Origin of the sequence: Streptomyces sp. NBC_01351, assembly GCF_036237315.1 — a bacterium.
GTDB lineage: Bacteria > Actinomycetota > Actinomycetes > Streptomycetales > Streptomycetaceae > Streptomyces.
The window spans coordinates 4,010,042-4,030,398 of sequence record NZ_CP108356.1; the positions used below are offsets into that span (position 1 = coordinate 4,010,042).

Sequence of the window (20,357 nt, forward strand, 5' to 3'; positions counted from 1 at the left end):
CGGCTCAGCGCAGGACTTCGACCAGCGCGATCCAGGAGATGACGAGCGCCGTGATGATCGCGATGATGGAACCGGCGGCGAACCATGCGACGCCCTGTGGCGACCCGGCGACGAGGAGCACGGCTCCGACGAGGTACGCGAGGGGCGCGACGAAGCCGACAGCAGCCTTGCCGAACTTCATCTGGTTGCCGGGGTGGTCGTTCGCGTAGATCCGTCTCGTCGCCTGCACCTGCAAGAGCCCGGCACCGACGGCGAGTACGGCCATCGGCAAGCCGTACGCCATCGGCGAGACCCCTGGGGCCAGACCCATCGCAGAGCCCGAGAGCGCCAGCACGAGGCCGGCGATGCCGCCGGCCAGTCGCGATGTGAGCGACGGGGTTTTGACGACCTCGGCGATATTGACACTTGCCGCCACGATCACGAGGCCGGCGAGTGCCCCCGCCGCTCCCATCATGGCGACATTGAAGTCGTTCCACCCTTCCAGGCATTCCTCCATAATTCACACCCTATCGGCGCGGGTCGGAAATTCGCCCGAAGCTCCACCATTCGTGCGGCAAACCTGCGCCGAAAGGGTTTTACAACACCGTTCAGTCGAACTGGCCCGGCTGATATTCGCCGGCGGGTATCTGAAGCATGACGTTCAGCCTGTTGAAGGTATTCATGAGGGCGATCAGGTTGATCAGGGCGACCAGCTGATCCTCGTCGTAGTGCTTGGCGGCATTCGCCCACACCTCGTCCGTGACGCCTCCGGCCCCGTCCGCGATCCGGGTGCCCTGCTCCGCCAGCTCCAACGCCGCCCGCTCGGCCTCGGTGAACACCGTGGCCTCCCGCCACGCCGCGACCAGGTGGAGGCGCACCGAGACCTCACCATGGGCGTACGCGTCCTTGCTGTGCATGTCGACACAGAAACCGCACCCGTTGATCTGGCTCACGCGCAGCGCCACCAGATCCTGCGTCACGACCGGGAGCGAAGATTCCTTGATCGCCTTGCTCGCCGAGGCGAAGTGGTTCATCAGCGTGCCTGCGGTCGCGTTGCCGAAGACGTTCAAACGCGGACCCATGGTCTTCTCCCCTGCGATTTGTCGGTGGCTACACAACTGGGCACCGTAGTTTTCGCCGCGCCGCGGGGCACCCCACCGGGTCGTGGTTCGTCACGTTGCGGCGATCCACGATTTTTCTTTTGCTCCGCAGTAACGAGAGAAAGGACCCAGCCCGACCCCTCCAGCCTCCCGGAATCGGCCGGTCACTCACACGGGTGACATGTGCCAACTGGGCTGGATTCGGAGCCGGTTGCCTGGCATATGCTCTGCCCGACAAACCCCAGACATGAGACGGCCCCCGCCGGGACTGCGAATCCCGAACGAGGGCCTGACCAACGAGGAAGCTTCACCTTCCACATGGCTCCTGAGCACTTTAACGCGCGCCCGGTCTTCCCGTCCGGCGTACGCCACGCCCATGTCCGTCACACGTCGCATTTCACCGTGGTCGGCAACCACCTCGCCCAGCACCGCGAGTTGTCCCTCACCGCGATCGGGCTGGGCCTGTACATCCAGTCGGTGCCCGGCGGCACGCGGATCGGCATCAAAGACCTGGCCGGACGGTTCACCGAGGGCGAGATCCGGATCGCCTCCGCCCTCCGCGAGCTGGAGCACGCGGGATATCTCAGCCGAACGCAGGAACATCTGCCCGGTGGGCGAATCATCACCCGGACGGTGTCCTACAACCGCCCGGGACACGTCCCCGAGCGGGGCCCCAGGCCGGAGTCCAGGCAGCAGCCCAGGTCAGAGCCCAGGCCGGGGTCCAGGTCGGATCCCACACCGCCCCGCCCCGTTCCGCGGCCCGCGCCCGTAGCCCCCGTACCGGCGGAGCCCGCGGCAGAGGTCCGGCCCGAGGCCGAGCCTGTGCCCGAACCCGAGCCCGAACCCGAGCCCCCTGCCGACAACCACGCGCCGCCCGCTCCGGTAGCCGTGGCCGCAGCAGCCCCCGTACCCGCGCCCTCCGACGTGTCCCCCGCCCGGCGCCAGGCCGCCACCGAGCTGCTCGGGCGGCTGCGCCGTTTCGACCACCGGCTGTTGCTCGGCGAGCGGGACTTCCAGCGGCTCGCACCCGGCGTCGAGGCCTGGCTGGAGCGCGGTGCGTCCTCGGACGCGGTGGTGACCGCGCTGACGGCGAACCTCCCCGCCTCCCCCCGCAATCCGGCCGGACTGATCGCCCACCGCCTCGCGGCCCAACTCCCGCCGCTGCTCGGGCCCCTCTACGGCGGGCACGCCCACGTACCGCCGGATCCGTTCCAGACCTGCGACAAGTGCGAGCGCGCCTTCCGCAGCCCGATCCCGGGCAGATGCGGAGACTGCGGCGAAGCCGGGACCGCCGAGGCCGCATGACCCCCGCCGGCACGAGCCCGCGAAGTAGGGTGCGGCGTGATCAACTCATACGCGAATCCTGACGACACCGGCGTCGCCATAGCCGCCGCCCGCGCCGGTGCGGACGTCGTGCGGGACATGTACGGCCGGCGGCTCGACCGCATCGACAAGGGCGCCGGGGACTTCGCCACCGCCGCCGACGTCTCGGCCGAGGAAGCGATCCTCGACGTCATCCGGGCCGCCCGTCCCGATGACGCCCTGCTCGGCGAGGAAGGCGGGCAGCGGGGGGCCGCCGAGGCCGCGCGGCAGTGGCTGGTGGATCCCCTGTGCGGCACGCTGAACTACGCCGTCGGCAACATGCTGGTGGCCGTCAACGTGGCGCTGCGCGACGGGGCCGCGGCCGTGGCCGACCCCTTCAGCGGTGAGGTCTTCTTCACCGACGGCGAGACCGCCCGGGTACGCCGGGACGGGGCCGACGACGAGCTCCTGGCCCCCACCTCCGCCACCCGGCTGGTCGACGTCAACCTCGACCCGCCGTTCCCCGGCGCCCCCGGCTTCCGGGCCGTCGACCTGCTGGCCCACCCCGTGTTCGTCGAGCGGTTCCGGCCGCGCGTCGTGTCCACGACCCTGGCACTGGCGTGGGTCGCCGCGGGCAAGCGCGCCGCGTACGTCACCGACGGCGGCGACCTCTCCGGGAGCGTGCACTTCGCCGCGGGCATCGCGCTGTGCCGGGCCGCCGGATGCGTGGTCACCGGGATCGACGGCGCCCCGGTCGGGCGGGACGGGCGCGGCCGCGGACTCGTCGTGGCCGCCGATGCCGAAACCCACGAGCTGTTGATGTCGTTGATCCGCAGCTGATTCCGGGGCCGCGGCTGAAGCGTCGTTTCTGCAGTGAAAGGACTCCGGCATACGGGTGAAGCCGGGCTCAGAAACCTGTTCGGCGACACCCCCCGGCCGATATTCCTCCACCCGTGATCAAGAACATCGCCGCCGCCGCGGCACTCGCCTTCAGCACCGCCTTCCTCACCTGCGCCCCCGCCCAGGCCGCCGCTCCGCAGAGCAACTCGTACCCGCTTCCCCCCTACGGGTACGTCCTCCTCGCCCCGTCCCCGCTCTGGCCCGCCCCACTGCTGCTGCAGCCCGCGCACCCCGCGGCCTGGTTCGCGTACCAGCCGGCCGTCGTGCACCACGTCCACCGCTGACGCACACCCCCCACACCCCCGTGCCCCTGGCGTGTATCACCGGCAGGGGCACGGGCATGCGTACGGACGGCTCAGCGGGTCACCGTCACCGCCACCGTCACCGTCACTCGAACTTCGGCATCTCCCCGACCGTCGTCCCCAGGTCGATCACCGCGAAGGCCGCTCCCTGCTGGTCCGTCACCGCCGCGAACCGCCCGAAGGGGCTGTCCATCGGGCCGAAGTGCAGCTTGCCGCCGAGTGCCTTGGCCTTCGTGACCGCCTCGTCGCAGTTCGGGACCGCGAAGTAGACCTGGATGTACGGCGGCACCTCGGGCGGGAAGTCGTCGTCCATCTTCATCCGGCCCAGCACCGCGTTCTCGGGGCCGCCGAGGCTGAAGACCTTGAAGTCCATCCCTTCCATCTCGGGGTCGTCGCCGGCGTCCATCTGCTGGGAGCCGTACGGGAAGACCTTCGGCAGGAACTCGTCCGCCTTGGCGGGTTCCCGGGTGAAGACCTCCGCCCAGGCGTACGCGCCCGCCTCGCCCATCTTCTCGAAGCCCTTGTGGTCACCCGGCTGCCAGACGCCGAAGACCGCCCCGCTCGGCTCCTTCGCGATCACCATCGATCCGAAGGTGCCGACCTGCATCGGGCCCATCAGCACCTCACCGCCGGCCGACGTGACCTTCGTGGCGGTGGCCGCCGCGTCGGGCGAGGCGAAGTACAGACACCACTGCGAGGGCGCGTCGACACCCGGCATCGGCGGGACGACGGCGGCGACGGCCTTGCCGTCGGAGTAGGCCTGTGTGTAGTTGCCGTACTCGCTGCTGGCCTCGCCGAAGGTCCAGCCCAGCACATCGCCGTAGAAGGACTTGGCGCCCTCCACATCGGCGAACATCGCGTCCACCCAGCACGGCGCGCCTTCGGTGAACTCAACCATGATCGATCGACTCCTTGGCTTGCTCTTCGACTGTTCGACTCCACGACTGCACGACTGCACGAACCACGCTAGGGGCGGGCACCGACAACCGCGCGCGGGCTCTTCCGCGCGAAGCGCCTCCGCGCGGAAAGAGCCTGCGCGCGGGACCCTGGAGCCATGGACGACGACATCACCATCCGGCTGGCCCAGCAGCCGGAAGCCGACGCGCTGCTCGGCCGGAGCCCGCTCGCCGCGCTCGTCGGGATGCTGCTGGACCAGCAGGTGCCGATGGAGTGGGCGTTCTCGGGGCCCTGGACGATCGCCCAGCGGCTCGGAGCCGACGATCTGGACGCGCACGCCATCGCCGCGTACGACCCCGAGGCCTTCGCCGCGCTGCTCTCGGAGAAGCCCGCCGTGCACCGCTACCCCGGGTCGATGGCGAAGCGCGTCCAGCAGCTGTGCGCGTACCTCGTCGAGCACTACGAAGGGGACGCGGCGGCCGTCTGGGCCGACGCGGGGACGGGCGAGGAGCTGCTGAAGCGGCTCAAGGCGCTGCCGGGCTTCGGGGAGCAGAAGGCGCAGATCTTCCTCGCCCTGCTGGGCAAGCGGCTCGGGGTGCGGCCGAAGGGCTGGCGGGAGGCCGCGGGCGGGTACGGACAGGCGAACGTCTACCGCTCGGCGGCGGACATCACGGGCCCGGAGTCCCTGGCCAAGGTGCGGGCGCACAAGCAGGAGATGAAGGCCGCGGCGAAGGCCGCCAAGGCCTCCCCGTGAGGTCCGCACAGCGCGTCAATTGACCGGTCTGACACGCCCCTGATTGACCCCTGATACCGGTCGATCCACGCCGTAGTTTGGAGACATGACAGACATCGTGACCCGCGCAGCCACCGCCGAAGCCATCCAGGACGCCCCCGGCAGCCTCATCACCCTCCTCACCGACACTGCCGAGCTGACCTGCAACACCGCCACCTTCGACGAGGGCGCCGCCGGAGCCCCGGTGCACTTCCACACCAAGGCCACCGAGTTCTTCCACGTCACCGAGGGCCGGCTCGACCTGCTCGTCGGCGACGAGGTCCAGACGCTCCGCGCCGGCGACTTCGTCGCGATCCCGCCGGGCGTCAAGCACGCCTTCGCCCCCGCCGCCGGCCACACGGCGAGCGTCTTCGTCGGCTTCACCCCCGGCATGGGCCGCTTCGACTACTACCGGCTCCTCGGCCGGGTCAACAAGGGCGAGGCCACCGTCCAGGACATCAAGGACAGCTCCTCGACCTACGACAACCACTACGCGGAGAGCGCCGCCTGGAGCGGCCGCCGCCGCAGCGCGGAGCCGTAGACCACGTCGGCGTCGAGGCGGCGCAGCTCCTCCGAGATCAGTTCGGCGTTGCTGCGGATCTTCAGGGCCACCTTGCGGTCGACGCTCCCCGGCAGGACCAGGGTCGCCAGCGCGCCCGCGGGGCGGTCCACCCGGATCTCGCCGCCCGAGGTCCGCAGGCTGACCCGGGTGATCACCGGGCCGGGGCTCTCCACCCGGTCCACCGGCACCCCGAGCCGGTCCTCCAGCCAGCGCGCCAGCAGTTCGGCGCTCACGTTGTCGGCCTCGCTCTCCACCGTCGCGCCCGTCACCGGCAGCGGCTTCTGGTCGAGGGCCGCGGCCAGCAGCGCCCGCCACTGGGTCAGCCGGGTCCAGGCCAGGTCGGTGTCGCCGGGCTGGTAGCCGGCGGCCCGCTCGTCGAGCACGGCGACCGGGTCCGCGGCGGCCGCGGCGTCGGTGATCCGGCGCTGCGCGAGGGCGCCCAGCGGATCCCCGGCCACGTCGGCGGGGGCGTAGGCGGGCCACCACGCCACCACGGGCGCGTCCGGCAGGAGCAGCGGCAGCACGACGGAGGCGGTGTGCTCGGTCAGCGCGCCGTGCAGGCGCAGGAGCACGATCTCCCCGGTCCCGGCGTCGGTGCCGACCCGCAGCTCGGCGTCCATCCGGGTCGCCCTGAGCGTGAGCGGGCCGCGCGAGACCCGCTTGATCACCGCGATGATGCGGCACGGGTGCTCCCGAGAGGCCTCGGAGGCCGCGCGCACGGCGTCGTACGCGTTCTCCTCGTCGGTGACGACGACGAGCGTCAGCACCAGCCCCATGGTGGGGCTGCCTATGGCCCGGCGGGCTTCGAGCAGGGCACGGTTGACCTTGCTGGACGTGGTGTCGGTGAGTTCGGTCCGCATGCGACGAGTCTGTCAGCGCGCACCCGGGTAGCGGCAATCGGTTCGCTCGACTCCGCCTGGAACGGGTCCGGGAATGTCACCTCCGCCGGCGGGCCGTCCCGAAGATCGAGCGGGAGATCTCCCGTCCGAGCTGGGTCCCGATCGACCGGGCCAGCGAGCGGAACAGCCCGCTGCCCACCACCTGCTCGGCCAGCGAGGGATCCGGCTTCGGGGCGCTGCGCGCGGCCCGCGCCGCCTCCTTCTCGGCCTCCTTGGCCTGCTTCTCCGCCTCGGCGGCCGCCGCTGCCGCCTCCGCCTCGGCCTCGGCGGCGGCCTGCTCGGCGCTGATCTTCTCGTACGCCGATTCGCGGTCGATCGGCTCCGCGTAGCGCGAGTAGAGCAGCGAGGCCTTCACCGCCTGCTCCATCGCTCCCGCCTCGATCGGCGCCATCAGCGACTGCGGGGCGCGCAGACGGGTCGCGGCGACGGGGGTGGGCGCGCCGTTCTCGCTGAGCACGGTGATGACGGCCTCGCCGGTGCCGAGCTGGGTGAGCAGCTCCTCCAGGTCGTACTCGGAGTTGGGGAAGGTCTTCACCGTCGCCTTCAGCGCCTTCGCGTCGTCGGGGGTGAAGGCCCGCAGCGCGTGCTGGACCCGGTTGCCGAGCTGGGCGAGGACGTCGGCCGGTACGTCCTTGGGGGTCTGGGTCACGAAGAAGACGCCGACGCCCTTGGAGCGGATGAGGCGGACTGTCTGGGTGATGGCTTCGAGGAAGGCCTTCGAGGCTCCGTTGAAGAGCAGGTGGGCCTCGTCGAAGAAGAAGACGAGCTTGGGCTTCTCCAGGTCGCCGACCTCCGGGAGGTCGTTGTAGAGGTCGGCGAGCAGCCACATCAGGAAGGTGGAGAAGAGCTGCGGCTTGTCCTGGACCGCCGGCAGCTCCAGTACGGAGACCGTGCCGCGCCCGTCGGCGGCCGTCCGGAGGAACTCGCTCGTGTCGAACTCGGGCTCGCCGAAGAATTCCGACGCGCCCTGCTGCTCGAAGGCGGTCAGTGCCCGCAGGATCACCCCGGCGGTCACGGTGGACAGTCCGCCGATGCCCTTGAGCTCGGGTTTCCCCTTGTCGGAGACGAGGAAGGCGACCACCGCGCGCAGGTCCTTGAGGTCGATCAGCTCCAGGCCCTTGGTGTCGGCGTAGTGGAAGATCAGGCCGAGCGACTGCTCCTGCGTCTGGTTGAGCCGGAGCACCTTCGACAGCAGGACCGGGCCGAAGCTCGTGACGGTGGAGCGGACCGGGATCCCGGGGCCGATGCCGCCGAGGGAGTAGAACTCGCTCGGGTGTCCGGTGGGTTGCCAGCTCTGGGCCACGTCGCGGGCCCGTTCGTCGATCTTCTCGCCCGGCGCGCCCGGCGCGGAGATCCCCGACACGTCTCCCTTGATGTCGGCGAGGAAGACGGGGACGCCGTTCGCCGACAGCTGTTCGGCGATCAGCTGGAGCGTCTTGGTCTTGCCGGTGCCGGTGGCGCCCGCGACGAGACCGTGCCGGTTGAGCATCGACAGCGGGATGCGGATCTGCCGTTCGGGCAGGCAGGCGCCGTCCCAGAGCAGTGCTCCCAGGTCGAGCGCGGGGCCCGTGAACGCGTACCCGGCGGCGATCCGTCCGGCCGGGCCCGCCTCGTCCGCCTGCTGCTCGGCCCGGTCCGTCGAGACGGCGGCGTCGGTGCTCTCGCTCATGCATCACTCCAGAAATAGCCCTGTTTGCCACTTTTGCACCAACGCAGCGAGGCTGCGCCCGCAGGCACCGGCCCGGTAGGCTTTCCGTGTGATCTTCAAGCGCATCGGAAGCGGACGGCCCTACCCCGACCACGGCAGGGAAACCACCCGGCAGTGGGCGGACGTCGCGCCGCGCCCGGTCCGGCTCGACCAGCTGGTGACGACCAAGGGGCAGCTGGACCTGGAAACCCTGCTCGCCGAGGACTCCACCTTCTACGGCGACCTCTTCGCGCACGTCGTGAAGTGGCGGGGCGACCTCTACCTGGAGGACGGGCTGCACCGCGCCGTGCGCGCGGCCCTCCAGCAGCGTCAGGTGCTGCACGCGCGCGTGCTCGAAATGGACTGATGCCCTCCGGGCTTCCGCACTTCCGCTTCGCGTGGATTGCGCCTTTCGGGTCTCCATTGACCTATCAGCAGATCATTTAGTAGGCATCGCCCCCCGGCGGCATTACGCTGCGCCCATGAGCATGCTCACTCCCCCCGGCATGGGCGGCAAGTACCGCGTCACGGGAGCCGCCTACCCCCGCATGAGCCGTAAGCGGAGCCGTCGGCAGATCGTCCTCGCCGTGCTCGGATCGGTCCTCGCACTCGGCCTGCTCGCCTTCGGGGCCCTGCAGCTCATCGACGTGTTCCAGGGCGACAGCCCGAAACGGAATACGGCCTCGGGCGCCAAGGACTGTCCGACCAAGGCCGCCGGCACCGCGGCCAAGGGCGGCCCCGCCGCTGCCTCGGCCAAACCCACGGTCGTCCTCCCGCAGCCCGGCGAGATCACCGTCAACGTCTACAACGCGACCCCGCGCGCGGGCCTCGCCAAGGCCGTCGGCGACGAACTGCAGAAACGCGGCTTCGTCATCGGCAAGGTGGGCAACGCCCCCGCCGACTTCGACAAGAAGGTCCCCGGCACCGGGATACTGCTGAGCTCCCCCGCGACCGACAAGGCCGTCTTCGCCGTGCTCGGCACCCACCTGGCCGGCGCCACCCATCAGACCGACGCCCGCGAGACCGCGGACGTCGACCTGATCCTGGGAGACGCCTTCAAGGAACTGAACACGAAGGAAGCCGCGGACGCGGCCCTGGCCCTCCTGGCCAACCCCGCACCCGCACCCGTCAAGTGCTGAGCCGGTCGGCAATGTCAGCCTCGCCGGCGTGTGAGGCGCGGGGTCCGGGGCGGAGCCCCGGCAGCGGCGCCGCACCGGCCGACTTGAACCCGCCGGACTTCTACTCGGCCGAGCCGTACATACGGTCACCGGCGTCGCCCAGCCCCGGCACGATGTAGCCGTGCTCGTTGAGCCGCTCGTCCACCGCGGCCGTCACCACCGTCACCGGCGTGCCCGCCAGCTCGCGCTCCATGATCTCCACGCCCTCCGGCGCGGCCAGCAGCACCACGGCGGTCACGTCGTCGGCGCCGCGCTTGATCAGCTCCTGGATCGCCGCGACCAGCGTGCCGCCGGTGGCGAGCATCGGGTCGACCACGTAGACCTGCCGGCCCGAGAGGTCCTCCGGCATGCGCGTCGCGTACGTGGAGGCCTCCAGGGTCTCCTCGTTGCGGACCATGCCCAGGAAGCCCACCTCGGCCGTCGGGAGCAGCCGCACCATGCCGTCGAGCATGCCGAGACCGGCGCGCAGGATCGGCACGACCAGCGGACGCGGGTGGGAGAGCTTCACACCGGTGGTCGGGCCCACCGGGGTCTCGATGTCCGCCTGCTCGGTCCGCACGTCGCGCGTGGCCTCGTAGGCGAGCAGGGTCACCAGCTCGTCGGCGAGCCGACGGAAGGTGGCGGAGTCGGTGCGCTTGTCGCGCAGGGTCGTGAGCTTGTGCGCCACCAAGGGGTGATCGACTACCTGCAAACGCACAACATCCTCCAAAATTCGGCCTGCGACCTGCAAAAACGGCCGCGAGACGCGACCCACACCCAAAAGGCTACGCGCTGACACGGCCCCTCCGCGCCCTCGCACCCCACCGCCGCCCGCGCCCCGACCGGCCCCCGGATGCGGACCGCCCGCGTGCCCAGCACCCTGGACTGATGACGAACGCACCGGTGATCGCAGCCGTCGACGGATCCGAACACAGCCTCAAGGCCCTGGACTGGGCGCGGGCCGCCGCCATCCGGCACGGCACCGGGCTGCTGATCGCACATGTCCTGCCCGACCACGCCCAGTTGTATGCGGGCCGGCGTTCCGCACTTCACTCCGCGTCGGAGCCGGATGAGTACACCGACCTGGTGAGCGATCGGATACGGGCCCTGCTCGCCGAAGGCGGCGCCGAGCTGCCGCGGGACGTCCGGTACGAGTCGCTGGAGGGCTCCGTCCCCGAGGCACTGCGGGTGATCGGAGCCGAGGCGCTGATGCTGGTCATGGGATCCCGGGGGCGCGGCGGCTTCGCCACGCTGCTGCTCGGCTCGAACAGCCGGGCCGTGGCGACGACGGCGCCCTGCCCGGTCGTGGTGATCCCGCACGAGGAGCGTTCGGCGGGGGCCGACGCGGAGGCCTCGGCCGGGCGGGTGGTGCTCGGCCTGCACGCCGCCGAGACCCCCGACGACGTACTGGCCTTCGCCTTCGCGGAGGCCGCCGCGCGGGGGACCGCCGTCCAGGTGGTCTCCGCGTACGTCATCCCGCCCTCGCCGACCATGGTGATCGACAGCCCCTTCGCGGTGATCCCGCCCGAGGGGCTGGCGGACGACGGGGACGCCGTACCGGCCGAGCGGGAGATGCTGCGGTCCCAGACGGAGCGGCTGGCGCCCTTCCGGACCCGGTATCCGGACGTCCCCGTCGAGCAGGCCGCCGTCCCCGGCGACGCGGCGGGCCGCCTGGTCACGGCCTCCCGGTCGGCAGCCCTGGTCGTGGTCGGCCGCCACCACCCGCGGCGCAGCGCCATGTCCCTGTCGATCGGCTCGGTGGCGAACGCGGTCCTCCAGCACGCGCAGGGCCCGGTGGCGGTCGTCCCGACCCTCTCGGACGACGCCTGACCTGCTTGACCTGCGCATGGGTGGCATCAAACGGGCTGTTCGGGGGAAGGTGGGTGCGAGGGGGACGACCGACCAGCCTGGGTGGTGGCCGATGCCCGACACGAAGCCGAGCGGCGAGATGCCGGACCCGCCGGAGACCGCCGCGCAGCGCCGCGCGCGCCGCGCGCAGTTCCTGCGCGACCTGATGGAGGCCCGCGCCCTGCGCGACCGCGTCCAGCCCCGCCGCGCCCGCGCCGCCCGCATGCGCCAGCAGATGCGCATGCGCACCTTCCGCTGGTGAGGCCGAAATCCAGCCTCGCCAGGGGGCACCTCCCAGCGGTGGCTGGGGGAGTTTGAGGCACGGGGTCCGGGCAGAGCCCCGGCAACGGCGCCGCACCCGAGCCCCCGACACGCCCTTCCGCAGAACCGGGTACAGCCCCCGCCAGGACACGGCACGCCACGACGCAACGGCCGAAGACCTCTCGCAACGCCTCCGTTTCTGCCACGATGCCGATTGGGCGGGGTACGAACGGCAAAGCAGCACCGCACGCACACGGCCGTTCCGCCCCAACCTCCGGCCGGGGGGACCTCCAACCGGCACGCCTAAGACCAGTGGGAGAGTCACGGTGTACTTCGCCGCACTGCTCGCGCGCACCGAAGACGGGTGGGAAGCGAGCGACATGGAACTCGACGACGTCGAGTCCCTCAGTGATCTGATCGATCTCGCCCGTTCCGCCGCTGTCGACGACGACACGGTGGTCGCCCTCATCGAGCAGGAGGACGCCTGGTTCGGCGTCGTCCGCGTGGACGGCGAGGAGGACCCGCGGTACTTCGTATCGAACGCCGCCGCGGCCGCCCGCAGCTCCTACGGCTCGATGCTGACCAAAGAGCTGCTGGGCAACGACGAGGAGGACGACGACGAACTCGACGAGCTCGACCTGGACGGCACCGAGGACGGCGAGGAGGACGCCGTGGCCGCCTACACCGACGAGGACGACGACGAGGCGGAGACGGGCGGGATCGGCACCGATCCGGTACCGGCCGGTCCGCTCGGCGACCCGAGCCTGCTGGACGACCTCGGGGTGACCAACAAGCAGCTGATGAACCTGGACGGGGACGCCCTCTCGGAGATCGCCGACTCGCTCGGCGCCACCGAGGTCCTGGAGGCCGTCCGCTAGTGATCCACATGCAGGACGCGCACGCTCCCGACCCCGTACGGGATCCCTGGCGGGACTCCATGCTCCTCGCGCTCCAGGAGGCCGCCCGGGCGGTGCCGGCCGGCGACGTGCCGGTCGGCGCCGTCGTGCTCGGCCCGGACGGGAAACTCCTCGCCACCGGCCACAACGAGCGGGAGGCGACGGGCGACCCGACCGCGCACGCCGAGGTGGTGGCACTGCGCCGGGCCGCCGCCGCACTCGGGGAATGGCGGCTTCCGGGGTGCACCCTCGTGGTGACCCTGGAGCCGTGCGTGATGTGCGCGGGCGCGCTCGTGCAGTCGCGCGTCGCCCGGGTCGTCTACGGCGCGGACGACGACAAGGCGGGCGCCGCGGGGTCGCTCTGGGACCTCGTACGGGACCGCAGGCTCAACCACCGGCCGGAAGTGGTCCGGGGCGTCCTCGCCGACGAGTGCGCCCGGCAGCTGACGGACTTCTTCCGGAACCTCTGACGCCGGTTCCGCGCGCCCGGGGGACACCGATTTCAAAAGATGCCGCTCCGTAGGCTAGGATCCATCTCGGTAGTGTGTCCGAGTGGCCGAAGGAGCTCGCCTCGAAAGCGAGTATGGGGCAACCCATCGGGGGTTCAAATCCCTCCACTACCGCTCTGATCGAGAGCCCCGCCCCGCAAGGGTCGGGGCTCTCGGCGTATGCGCCAGCCCCCATTCAGCCCCGCCGGCGTTTGAGGGGTGGGGGTCCCCCCCGGACGGAGTCTGGGGGAGGGTCCGGGGCAGAGCCCCGGCAGCGGCGCCGCACCCGCCCACAACCCGCCCCGGCAGGCATCCGCACCCATCCGCACACCCCCTCCCGCCCTGTCCGGAGGACACCGGCGTGACCGCCCGCCCCCTCGGCCGTTGTCACGGCATGACCAAGACCCAGCGCATGCTCGCCGCCATCGCCCTCGCGGGGGCCGCCGCGGGCTTCGCCGCTCCCGCCGCCTCCGCCGCCGACGCCCCGCTCTCCCCCCTCACCCTCCCCGACCTGCCGTCGGCCGCCCCCGGCATGCCGGCCGGTGCCACGCCCGCCTCGGTCCAGGAGATCGGCGGGAAGCTCAGCGAGGGCGCGAACCAGCTCAACCAGCTGATGGACGTGCCGAACCAGCTGGCGCCCGTCATCGCCCCCGTACAGCCCATCACCGACCTGGCCGGCGCCATCCAGTAGCGCGCACGCGAAGAAGGCCCCGACCCGGAGGGTCGGGACCTTCGACGTATGGGACGGGGGAAGTGGCATCGGGGGGACAAGCCACTTCCCCCGTAGAGGACGGAACCTGCCAGTCCGAGCCGCAGTCAGGGGGGAAGCTTGCGGCTCGGACCCCGCAGTGAGGCCCTGTCCCTCACCCACCGATTTCCTGCCAGAACCGGTGGGCTCACAACAAGAATGCGCCCCGCGCGACCGCCGCCCCAGCGGCAAAAGACCCGTTCCGCCGGGTCATTGGTCCTTAAAGGACAGGTGAGTGCCCAATCCTGACCGGTTAGACTCACCCGACTCACAAGGACCGGTTGGGGAGGCCGCGCGCCCGTGGACACAAAGAAGCTCATCACGAGCGCCCTGACCGTGTTCGTCCTCTTCGTCATCATCACCCAGCCGAAGAGGGCGGCCGAGATCGTGGGAATCGGCTTCCAGGGGATATCGGATGCCGCCTCCGGTATCGGCGAGTTCATGACCGAACTGGTGCGCTGAACCCGTACGCTGAAGCGGTTCCCGGACTTCCGGCCCCCCACTCCGACGGGTGGGGGGCTTTTTGTGTACCCCGCTCCCGGATGGAATACCCCTATATGCCCAACTTGCCCTCAACACGGCTATATACGGTGCTTGCACACAGTGCACATCTCTTGTGATGCTATGACCGCTTTTGACGGATGAGTTGACTGAAGTTGACTGAAGGGGTGGCGTGACCGTGCCGGCCAGTACAGCGCCTCAGGTGCCACCCCAGCAGGACCCCCAGCAGGAGGCCCCGCAGGAGCCCCAGGTCCCGCCGCAGCAGGACGAGCCCGGGGCCGCCGCCGCGGCCGGGAACCCGCCCGGGATCCCGGCCGCGGCCCAGGTCGCCCCGGCCTCCCCCGTCGCTCCCTTCGCCCCTGTCGCCCCCGGCGCCCAGCGGACGCAGAGCACCCGGGGCGCGGACACCCGGGCCCTGACCCTGGTGCTCTTCGGGCAGCTGAAGGGCCTGGAGGCGGGCACCAGCGAGCACAACCGGGTGCGCGGGGCCCTCATCGAGGCCAACCTTCCCCTCGTCCGGTACGCGGCCGCCCGCTTCCGCAGCCGCAACGAGCCGATGGAGGACGTGGTCCAGGTCGGCACCATCGGCCTGATCAACGCCATCGACCGCTTCGACCCGGACCGCGGCGTGCAGTTCCCGACCTTCGCGATGCCGACCGTCGTGGGCGAGATCAAGCGGTACTTCCGCGACAACGTCCGCACCGTGCACGTGCCGCGCCGCCTCCACGAGCTGTGGGTGCAGGTCAACGCCGCCACCGAGGACCTCACGACCCTCCACGGCCGCACCCCCACCACCCCCGAGATCGCCGAGCGGCTGCGCATCACCGAGGACGAGGTGCTGTCCTGCATCGAGGCCGGGCGCAGCTACCACGCGACCTCGCTGGAGGCCGCACAGGAGGGCGACGGGATGCCGGGGCTGCTCGACCGCCTCGGGTACGAGGACCCCGAGCTGGCCGGGGTCGAGCACCGTGACCTCGTACGGCATCTCCTCGTACAACTGCCCGAGCGCGAACAGCGGATTCTGCTCCTGCGGTACTACAACAATCTGACGCAGTCCCAGATCAGCGCCGAGCTGGGCGTCTCCCAGATGCACGTCTCCCGGCTGCTCGCCCGCAGCTTCGCCCGACTGCGATCCGCAAACAGGATCGAGGCGTAACCGGAACGAGTGGAGATCATCCACCCGTTTCCCGACAGAACAGGCGGATCCCCCTCTGACCTGTTCTGTCGCTGGAGATATATGTCGACATGACGCTACAGCGCGTTGCCGACATGTGACATTCTGCTGGAACCGCGTTTGCCGCAGCCCCGCCTCCGGTATTCAGGTGGAGGCTGCGTTCCTCCGACGGGCGCGCAGTACGCGACCGTCCGCGACCTCAAGGGGGTGGCATGTCCGTAGACCAGGGCAGCTCCAAGGTGCTCACACTCGTCAAGAGCGTGACGCCGCCGGCAGTGTCCAACCGCTCGGAAGCCATCGACACCCGCACGCTCTCCCGCTCCCTCTTCCAGCGACTTGCCACCCTGGACGCGGACAGCCCCGACCGCGCGTACGTACGCGACACCCTGATCGAGCTGAACCTGCCGCTCGTGCGCTACGCGGCCGCCCGCTTCCGCAGCCGCAACGAGCCGATGGAGGACATCATCCAGGTCGGCACCATCGGCCTGATCAAGGCGATCGACCGCTTCGACTGCGAACGCGGGGTGGAGTTCCCGACGTTCGCCATGCCGACCGTCGTCGGCGAGATCAAACGATTCTTTCGGGACACCTCCTGGTCCGTCCGCGTCCCGCGCCGGCTCCAGGAACTGCGCCTCGCGCTGACGAAGGCCAGCGACGAGCTCGCGCAGAAGCTGGACCGCTCGCCGACCGTGCCGGAGCTCGCCGCCGTGCTCGGGGTCTCGGAGGAGGACGTCGTCGACGGCCTCGCCGTCGGGAACGCGTACACCGCTTCCTCGCTCGACTCGCCCTCGCCCGAGGACGAGGGCGGCGAGGGCTCGCTCGCGGACCGCCTCGGGTACGAGGACACCGCGCTCGAAGGCGTCGAGTACCGCGAATCGCTGAAGCCGCTGCTCGCCAAACTCCCGCCCCGGGAACGGCAGATCATCATGCTGAGGTTCTTCGCGAACATGACGCAGTCGCAGATCGGCGAGGAGGTCGGCATCTCCCAGATGCACGTCTCCCGGCTGCTGACCCGCACGCTCGCGCAGCTGCGCGTAGGCCTCATCGGGGAGTAACCCGGCCCATCGGTCCGTACGGGGTTCCCAATTGACGGAGCGTCAGGAAAACTGGCGCGATGCGAACGGGATCCCGTACGGCCGCCCCGGCCGCCGCCTTCCTCGCCCTGTGCTGCACGGCCGTCGCCGCCCTCACCGGCTGCGGGGGCCCACCGCGGGACGGATACGTCGCCGTGGGCGCCGCCGCCCCGGGCCCCGAACGCGGGGCCGGGGAGAACGTGGCGCCGCAGGGCGGTGTGGAGTTCCAGCAGCTCGCCGGCCCGTCAGCGGCGGGCGGCTCTTCCGCGTCCGCCAGTACGTCGGCCGGCCCGGCGGGGTCCCAGCCCCCCGGCGGCTCCGCCCCGGGCGGAGCGAGCACCACCGCACCCGGCGGCTCCGGAAACACCCCCGGCACCACCCCCGGCCCGGGTTCCGCCACCACCGCCCCCGGCACTCCGTCCGGGCCGCCGGTCCCGTCGGTCACGCCGACGAAGCCCGGCACGACGACGCCTCCGCCACCCGTCGCGACTCCCGCGCGGCTGACGCTGTCCACTCCGACCAGGACGGCCGCGGGGGACCGCTGGTGCGAGCAGGTCACGGTCTCCTTCACCAACACCGGCACGACGGCGGCCCGTTCGGGCACGGTCAGCTTCGCGACCCACATCATCGGCGCCCTCGGCATCGACTGGGCCACGATCACCACGACCCAGCCGCTGCCGGCGCCCATCGCGGGGGCAACCTCGAAGACGCAGGCCTACACGGTGTGCGTGGAGGCCTGGCGGGTACCGCTGGGCATGCGCGTGGAGACGCAGAAGGTCACGGCCACCTGGAGCTGAGGCCGTCGCCTCGGGCAGTGCCGCAGCCTCAGTGCAGGACGACCCAGGCCGCCGCGCCGATCACGAGCACGAGCGCGACGACCAGCGCGATCTTCGCGGTGGGGTTCGCGGATCCGGATTGCCTCTCCTCGGCGCGGCGCTGCTGACGGGAACCCGGCCCCGCCTGCCGGGCCGGAGCAGCCTCCTCCACGAACGCGCGGAACATCTGGGTGCTGCCCGCGGGGTCGTAGTTGCCCTCGGGGACCTGTGAGTTGTGGTTCTCAGCCATGGGTCAGGACCCTAGCGGGTTTTCCGATTCTTTTACCGCCCCACCCTCCGGATTAATTTGCCTGTAGCAACCATCCGCTTCTATGGTTGCTTGAAGCAACAAGATGGGGGGCGTCCGGTGACCACCACCACTCGGTACGAGGAGCTGGCCCGCCGGCTCACCGGGATCGGCGCGGTCAAGCGCGAGCTCGCCCGCGCACTGCCCCCGGCCTGCCCGCCCGGCTCCGCCGCCGTCCTGACCCTGCTCGACCGGCACGGCGAAATGCGGCTGAGCCGGCTGTCCGAGCTGATGGCCATCGACATCTCGGTGACCAGCCGGCACGTCGCGCACGTCGCCGAACGCGGCTGGATCGAGCGCGAGGCCGACCCGGGGGACGGGCGCTGCCGGATCCTGCGGCTCACCCCGGCCGGGCGCGCGCTGCTCGCCGAGCTCGGAGCCCGGTACACGGCCGCGCTGGAAAAAGCCCTGGCCGACTGGTCCGCCGAGGACATCGACGTACTCAACACCCTGCTGGCCCGACTCCGATCGAGCTTCTAGACCGAAGGAAACCCATGGCCACGACGGAGACGCCCGCAGACGGCACGTCCACCACCCCGTCCACCACCCCGTCCACGCACCCCGCGATGACCCACCCGCAGATCATGAAGGCGCTGTCCGGGCTGATGCTCGGCATGTTCGTGGCGATCCTGTCCTCGACGATCGTCTCCAACGCCCTGCCCCAGATCATCGGGGACCTCGGCGGCACCCAGTCCTCGTACACCTGGGTGGTCACCGCGGCCCTGCTGTCGATGACGGCGGCCACCCCCCTGTGGGGCAAGCTCTCCGACCTCTTCAGCAAGAAGCTGCTGGTCCAGATTTCCCTGGTGATCTACGTACTGGGCTCGGTGGTCGCCGGCCTGTCCCAGAACACCGGCATGCTCATCGCCTGCCGCGTGGTCCAGGGCATCGGCGTCGGCGGCCTGTCCGCGCTCGCGCAGATCGTCATGGCCGCGATGATCTCCCCGCGCGAGCGCGGCCGGTACAGCGGCTACCTCGGCGCGGTCTTCGCCGTCGCCACCGTGGGCGGCCCGCTGCTGGGCGGGGTCATCACCGACACGGAGTGGCTGGGCTGGCGCTGGTGCTTCTACGTCGGCGTGCCCTTCGCGGTCATCGCGCTGATCGTGCTCCAGCGGACGCTGCACCTGCCCGTCGTACGCCGCGACGTCAAGGTCGACTGGCTGGGTGCCTTCCTGATCAGCGGCTCCGTCTCGCTGCTGCTGATCTGGGTCACGCAGGCCGGCGACTCCTACGCCTGGATTTCCTGGGCGACCCTCGCGATGACGGGCGGCGCGGCGGTGCTCGGCCTGCTCTTCGTCCTCGTCGAATCCCGTGCGAGCGACCCGATCATCCCGCTGCGGCTCTTCCGCAACAAGACCATCACCCTCGCCTCGGCGGCCTCCCTCTTCGTGGGCATCGCGATGTTCTCGGGGACCGTGTTTTTCAGCCAGTTCTTCCAGTTGGCCCGCGGCGAGTCCCCGACGATGTCCGGAATCCTCACCATTCCGATGATCGGCGGGCTCTTCGTTTCCTCCACCCTTTCCGGTCAGGTGATCACCAAGACCGGAAAGTGGAAGGCCTGGCTCGTCTCCGGCGGCGTGCTGCTGACGGCCGGACTCGGCCTGCTGGGCACCCTGCGCCACGACACCCCGTACTGGCACATCGCGATCTACATGGCCCTCACCGGCCTCGGTCTCGGCATGATGATGCAGAACCTGGTCCTCGCCACCCAGAACCAGGTGGCTCCCGAGGACCTGGGCGCGGCCAGCTCGGTCGTCACCTTCTTCCGCTCCCTCGGCGGCGCGATGGGCGTCTCCGCGCTCGGTGCGGTCATGGCCGGCCGGGTCACGCACTACGTCCAGGACGGGCTCGCCGCGCTCGGACCGAAGGCCGCGGCCATGGGCCACGGCGGCACCGCCGGCGGCGGGATCCCCGACCTCGACGCACTGCCCGCGCCGGTCCGCGAGGTCGTCGAGTCCGCGTACGGGCACGGCGTCGGCGACGTCTTCTTCTACGCCGCCCCGTTCGCACTGCTCTCGCTGGTGCTGGTGCTGTTCATCAAGGAGGTCGCACTGAAGTCGAAGCCCGCGACCCACGCCCCGGCGGCGGCTCCGGAGGAGCCGGCGGCGGGCGAGGCGGCCCCGGCCGAGGCTCCCGCACTGCGGGCCTGACCGTCGGCCTGACCGTCGGCCTGGCTGGTGGCCTGACCGTCGGCTTGGCCGGTGGCCTGGCCGACGGCCTCGTCCGATCGAGCCGCTGTGTCGGGGGGCTCGTGGTTGCTACTTCGGAGCCACCCGGCATGCCTCGGTTGCGACGTCCTTGGAGATGCCGGCCTCATTGAGGCTTGCGGTGCAGCCGGTCTGGTCACCGAGCTGGCCCTCGTAGCACGCCTGCCGGACGGCGTCCGTGACCTGCTTGTTCTGTTGCGCGACGTATTGCTCGCAGGCCTTCATGTCCGCGTGGGCGGCCGGGGCGGCGAAGACGAAGCCGCCGACGGCAAGGGCCAGGCCGGCGAGGAGGCTGGGGATACGAGCTGACGAACGCATGCGGATACACCTGCTCTCTCGGTCGGTCACGCGATCCGCCATGCGCCGGACCACGGGCGGGGGCGGCGCGGAGCAGGCACTCCGAGGGGCGACCGGCTCGACGCATCGGTCACCCTCGCCCTTCCGACGCTAGAGCACGACACCGGTGCACGCACTTCAGGACG

Annotated in this window: 26 protein-coding genes and 1 tRNA gene; 19 read left to right on the forward strand and 8 right to left on the reverse strand. The window is 70.9% G+C overall.

Going from position 1 to position 20,357, the window contains the following annotated elements; genetic code table 11:
• Positions 1-4: 4 nt before the first annotated feature.
• Together OG625_RS18365 and OG625_RS18370 are read right to left on the reverse strand one after the other, a co-directional pair.
• A complete protein-coding gene (locus OG625_RS18365; RefSeq protein WP_329381954.1) occupies positions 5-496 on the reverse strand; it encodes a hypothetical protein in 492 nt (163 codons plus the stop codon).
• 91 nt (positions 497-587) lie between these two features.
• The gene (locus OG625_RS18370) at positions 588-1,061 is read right to left on the reverse strand and encodes a carboxymuconolactone decarboxylase family protein (protein ID WP_329381957.1); all 474 of its coding nucleotides are present in this window, start codon (positions 1,059-1,061) and stop codon (positions 588-590) included.
• A gap of 420 nt (positions 1,062-1,481) precedes the next feature.
• Between OG625_RS18370 and OG625_RS18375 the strand changes: the two genes are divergently transcribed.
• The 3 genes from OG625_RS18375 (at position 1,482) to OG625_RS18385 (ending at position 3,565) form a co-directional block, all read left to right on the forward strand.
• Positions 1,482-2,384, forward strand: coding sequence for a helix-turn-helix domain-containing protein (locus OG625_RS18375; protein WP_329381961.1), 903 nt, complete (start codon positions 1,482-1,484; stop codon positions 2,382-2,384).
• 36 nt (positions 2,385-2,420) lie between these two features.
• Complete coding sequence (locus tag OG625_RS18380) at positions 2,421-3,221, forward strand: inositol monophosphatase family protein (RefSeq protein ID WP_329381964.1); 801 nt, start codon at positions 2,421-2,423, stop codon at positions 3,219-3,221.
• A gap of 113 nt (positions 3,222-3,334) precedes the next feature.
• On the forward strand, positions 3,335-3,565 hold the full coding sequence (locus OG625_RS18385; RefSeq protein ID WP_329381966.1) for a hypothetical protein: 231 nt from the start codon (positions 3,335-3,337) through the stop codon (positions 3,563-3,565).
• Between the two features lie 103 nt (positions 3,566-3,668).
• Here the strand turns inward: OG625_RS18385 and OG625_RS18390 are convergent, their stop codons facing one another.
• The gene (locus tag OG625_RS18390; RefSeq protein WP_329381969.1) at positions 3,669-4,481 is read right to left on the reverse strand and encodes a VOC family protein; all 813 of its coding nucleotides are present in this window, start codon (positions 4,479-4,481) and stop codon (positions 3,669-3,671) included.
• 156 nt (positions 4,482-4,637) lie between these two features.
• On the opposite strand from OG625_RS18390, the gene OG625_RS18395 reads away from it, so the two are divergent.
• Together OG625_RS18395 and OG625_RS18400 are read left to right on the forward strand one after the other, a co-directional pair.
• Complete coding sequence (locus tag OG625_RS18395) at positions 4,638-5,234, forward strand: HhH-GPD-type base excision DNA repair protein (protein ID WP_329381972.1); 597 nt, start codon at positions 4,638-4,640, stop codon at positions 5,232-5,234.
• Between the two features lie 85 nt (positions 5,235-5,319).
• Positions 5,320-5,793, forward strand: coding sequence for a cupin domain-containing protein (locus OG625_RS18400; RefSeq protein ID WP_329381974.1), 474 nt, complete (start codon positions 5,320-5,322; stop codon positions 5,791-5,793).
• Here the strand turns inward: OG625_RS18400 and opcA are convergent.
• Positions 5,742-6,674: a glucose-6-phosphate dehydrogenase assembly protein OpcA gene (opcA, locus tag OG625_RS18405; RefSeq protein ID WP_329381978.1), complete on the reverse strand. Its 933-nt coding sequence runs from the start codon at positions 6,672-6,674 to the stop codon at positions 5,742-5,744. The two genes, OG625_RS18400 and opcA, sit on opposite strands and share 52 nt — an antisense overlap.
• Positions 6,675-6,750: 76 nt before the next feature.
• Positions 6,751-8,382 carry a helicase HerA-like domain-containing protein gene (locus OG625_RS18410; RefSeq protein ID WP_329381982.1) on the reverse strand — a complete coding sequence of 544 codons (1,632 nt, stop codon included), beginning with the start codon at positions 8,380-8,382 and terminating at the stop codon, positions 6,751-6,753.
• 88 nt (positions 8,383-8,470) lie between these two features.
• Between OG625_RS18410 and OG625_RS18415 the strand changes: the two genes are divergently transcribed.
• Positions 8,471-8,767 (forward strand): type II toxin-antitoxin system VapB family antitoxin, encoded by a 297-nt coding sequence (locus OG625_RS18415; protein WP_030010424.1) that lies wholly within the window; start codon positions 8,471-8,473, stop codon positions 8,765-8,767.
• Positions 8,768-8,882: 115 nt separating this feature from the next.
• On the forward strand, positions 8,883-9,539 hold the full coding sequence (locus tag OG625_RS18420; RefSeq protein ID WP_329381986.1) for a LytR C-terminal domain-containing protein: 657 nt from the start codon (positions 8,883-8,885) through the stop codon (positions 9,537-9,539).
• 100 nt (positions 9,540-9,639) lie between these two features.
• On the opposite strand, the gene upp is transcribed toward OG625_RS18420, so the two are convergent.
• On the reverse strand, positions 9,640-10,275 hold the full coding sequence (gene upp / locus OG625_RS18425) for a uracil phosphoribosyltransferase (RefSeq protein ID WP_329381989.1): 636 nt from the start codon (positions 10,273-10,275) through the stop codon (positions 9,640-9,642).
• Between the two features lie 170 nt (positions 10,276-10,445).
• Here upp and OG625_RS18430 point away from each other — a divergent pair, with 170 nt between their 5' ends.
• The 10 genes from OG625_RS18430 (at position 10,446) to OG625_RS18475 (ending at position 17,343) form a co-directional block, all read left to right on the forward strand.
• A complete protein-coding gene (locus OG625_RS18430; protein WP_329381992.1) occupies positions 10,446-11,387 on the forward strand; it encodes a universal stress protein in 942 nt (313 codons plus the stop codon).
• 91 nt (positions 11,388-11,478) lie between these two features.
• Entirely contained in the window at positions 11,479-11,667 is a 189-nt protein-coding gene (locus OG625_RS18435; RefSeq protein ID WP_329381995.1) for a hypothetical protein, read from the forward strand.
• Positions 11,668-11,992: 325 nt separating this feature from the next.
• Entirely contained in the window at positions 11,993-12,544 is a 552-nt protein-coding gene (locus OG625_RS18440; RefSeq protein ID WP_329381997.1) for a tRNA adenosine deaminase-associated protein, read from the forward strand.
• 8 nt (positions 12,545-12,552) lie between these two features.
• Positions 12,553-13,032, forward strand: coding sequence for a tRNA adenosine(34) deaminase TadA (gene tadA / locus OG625_RS18445; protein WP_329390760.1), 480 nt, complete (start codon positions 12,553-12,555; stop codon positions 13,030-13,032).
• A gap of 68 nt (positions 13,033-13,100) precedes the next feature.
• Positions 13,101-13,185: transfer RNA gene (locus OG625_RS18450), tRNA-Ser, on the forward strand.
• Positions 13,186-13,411: 226 nt separating this feature from the next.
• On the forward strand, positions 13,412-13,741 hold the full coding sequence (locus OG625_RS18455; RefSeq protein WP_329381999.1) for a hypothetical protein: 330 nt from the start codon (positions 13,412-13,414) through the stop codon (positions 13,739-13,741).
• Positions 13,742-14,098: 357 nt separating this feature from the next.
• Positions 14,099-14,260: a hypothetical protein gene (locus OG625_RS18460; protein ID WP_329382002.1), complete on the forward strand. Its 162-nt coding sequence runs from the start codon at positions 14,099-14,101 to the stop codon at positions 14,258-14,260.
• 241 nt (positions 14,261-14,501) lie between these two features.
• Positions 14,502-15,455, forward strand: coding sequence for an RNA polymerase sigma factor SigF (locus OG625_RS18465; protein ID WP_329382005.1), 954 nt, complete (start codon positions 14,502-14,504; stop codon positions 15,453-15,455).
• Positions 15,456-15,685: 230 nt separating this feature from the next.
• Positions 15,686-16,528, forward strand: a complete 843-nt coding sequence (locus tag OG625_RS18470) for an RNA polymerase sigma factor SigF (protein ID WP_329382008.1) — start codon at positions 15,686-15,688, stop codon at positions 16,526-16,528.
• Positions 16,529-16,587: 59 nt separating this feature from the next.
• Positions 16,588-17,343, forward strand: coding sequence for a hypothetical protein (locus OG625_RS18475; RefSeq protein ID WP_329382011.1), 756 nt, complete (start codon positions 16,588-16,590; stop codon positions 17,341-17,343).
• A gap of 28 nt (positions 17,344-17,371) precedes the next feature.
• Here the strand turns inward: OG625_RS18475 and OG625_RS18480 are convergent, their stop codons facing one another.
• A complete protein-coding gene (locus OG625_RS18480; protein ID WP_329382015.1) occupies positions 17,372-17,611 on the reverse strand; it encodes a hypothetical protein in 240 nt (79 codons plus the stop codon).
• 117 nt (positions 17,612-17,728) lie between these two features.
• Between OG625_RS18480 and OG625_RS18485 the strand changes: the two genes are divergently transcribed.
• Together OG625_RS18485 and OG625_RS18490 are read left to right on the forward strand one after the other, a co-directional pair.
• Complete coding sequence (locus OG625_RS18485; RefSeq protein ID WP_329382018.1) at positions 17,729-18,148, forward strand: MarR family winged helix-turn-helix transcriptional regulator; 420 nt, start codon at positions 17,729-17,731, stop codon at positions 18,146-18,148.
• 14 nt (positions 18,149-18,162) lie between these two features.
• Positions 18,163-19,818, forward strand: a complete 1,656-nt coding sequence (locus OG625_RS18490) for an MDR family MFS transporter (RefSeq protein WP_443067734.1) — start codon at positions 18,163-18,165, stop codon at positions 19,816-19,818.
• 108 nt (positions 19,819-19,926) lie between these two features.
• On the opposite strand, the gene OG625_RS18495 is transcribed toward OG625_RS18490, so the two are convergent.
• Positions 19,927-20,193 (reverse strand): hypothetical protein, encoded by a 267-nt coding sequence (locus OG625_RS18495; RefSeq protein ID WP_329382020.1) that lies wholly within the window; start codon positions 20,191-20,193, stop codon positions 19,927-19,929.
• Between the last annotated feature and the right edge of the window lie 164 nt (positions 20,194-20,357).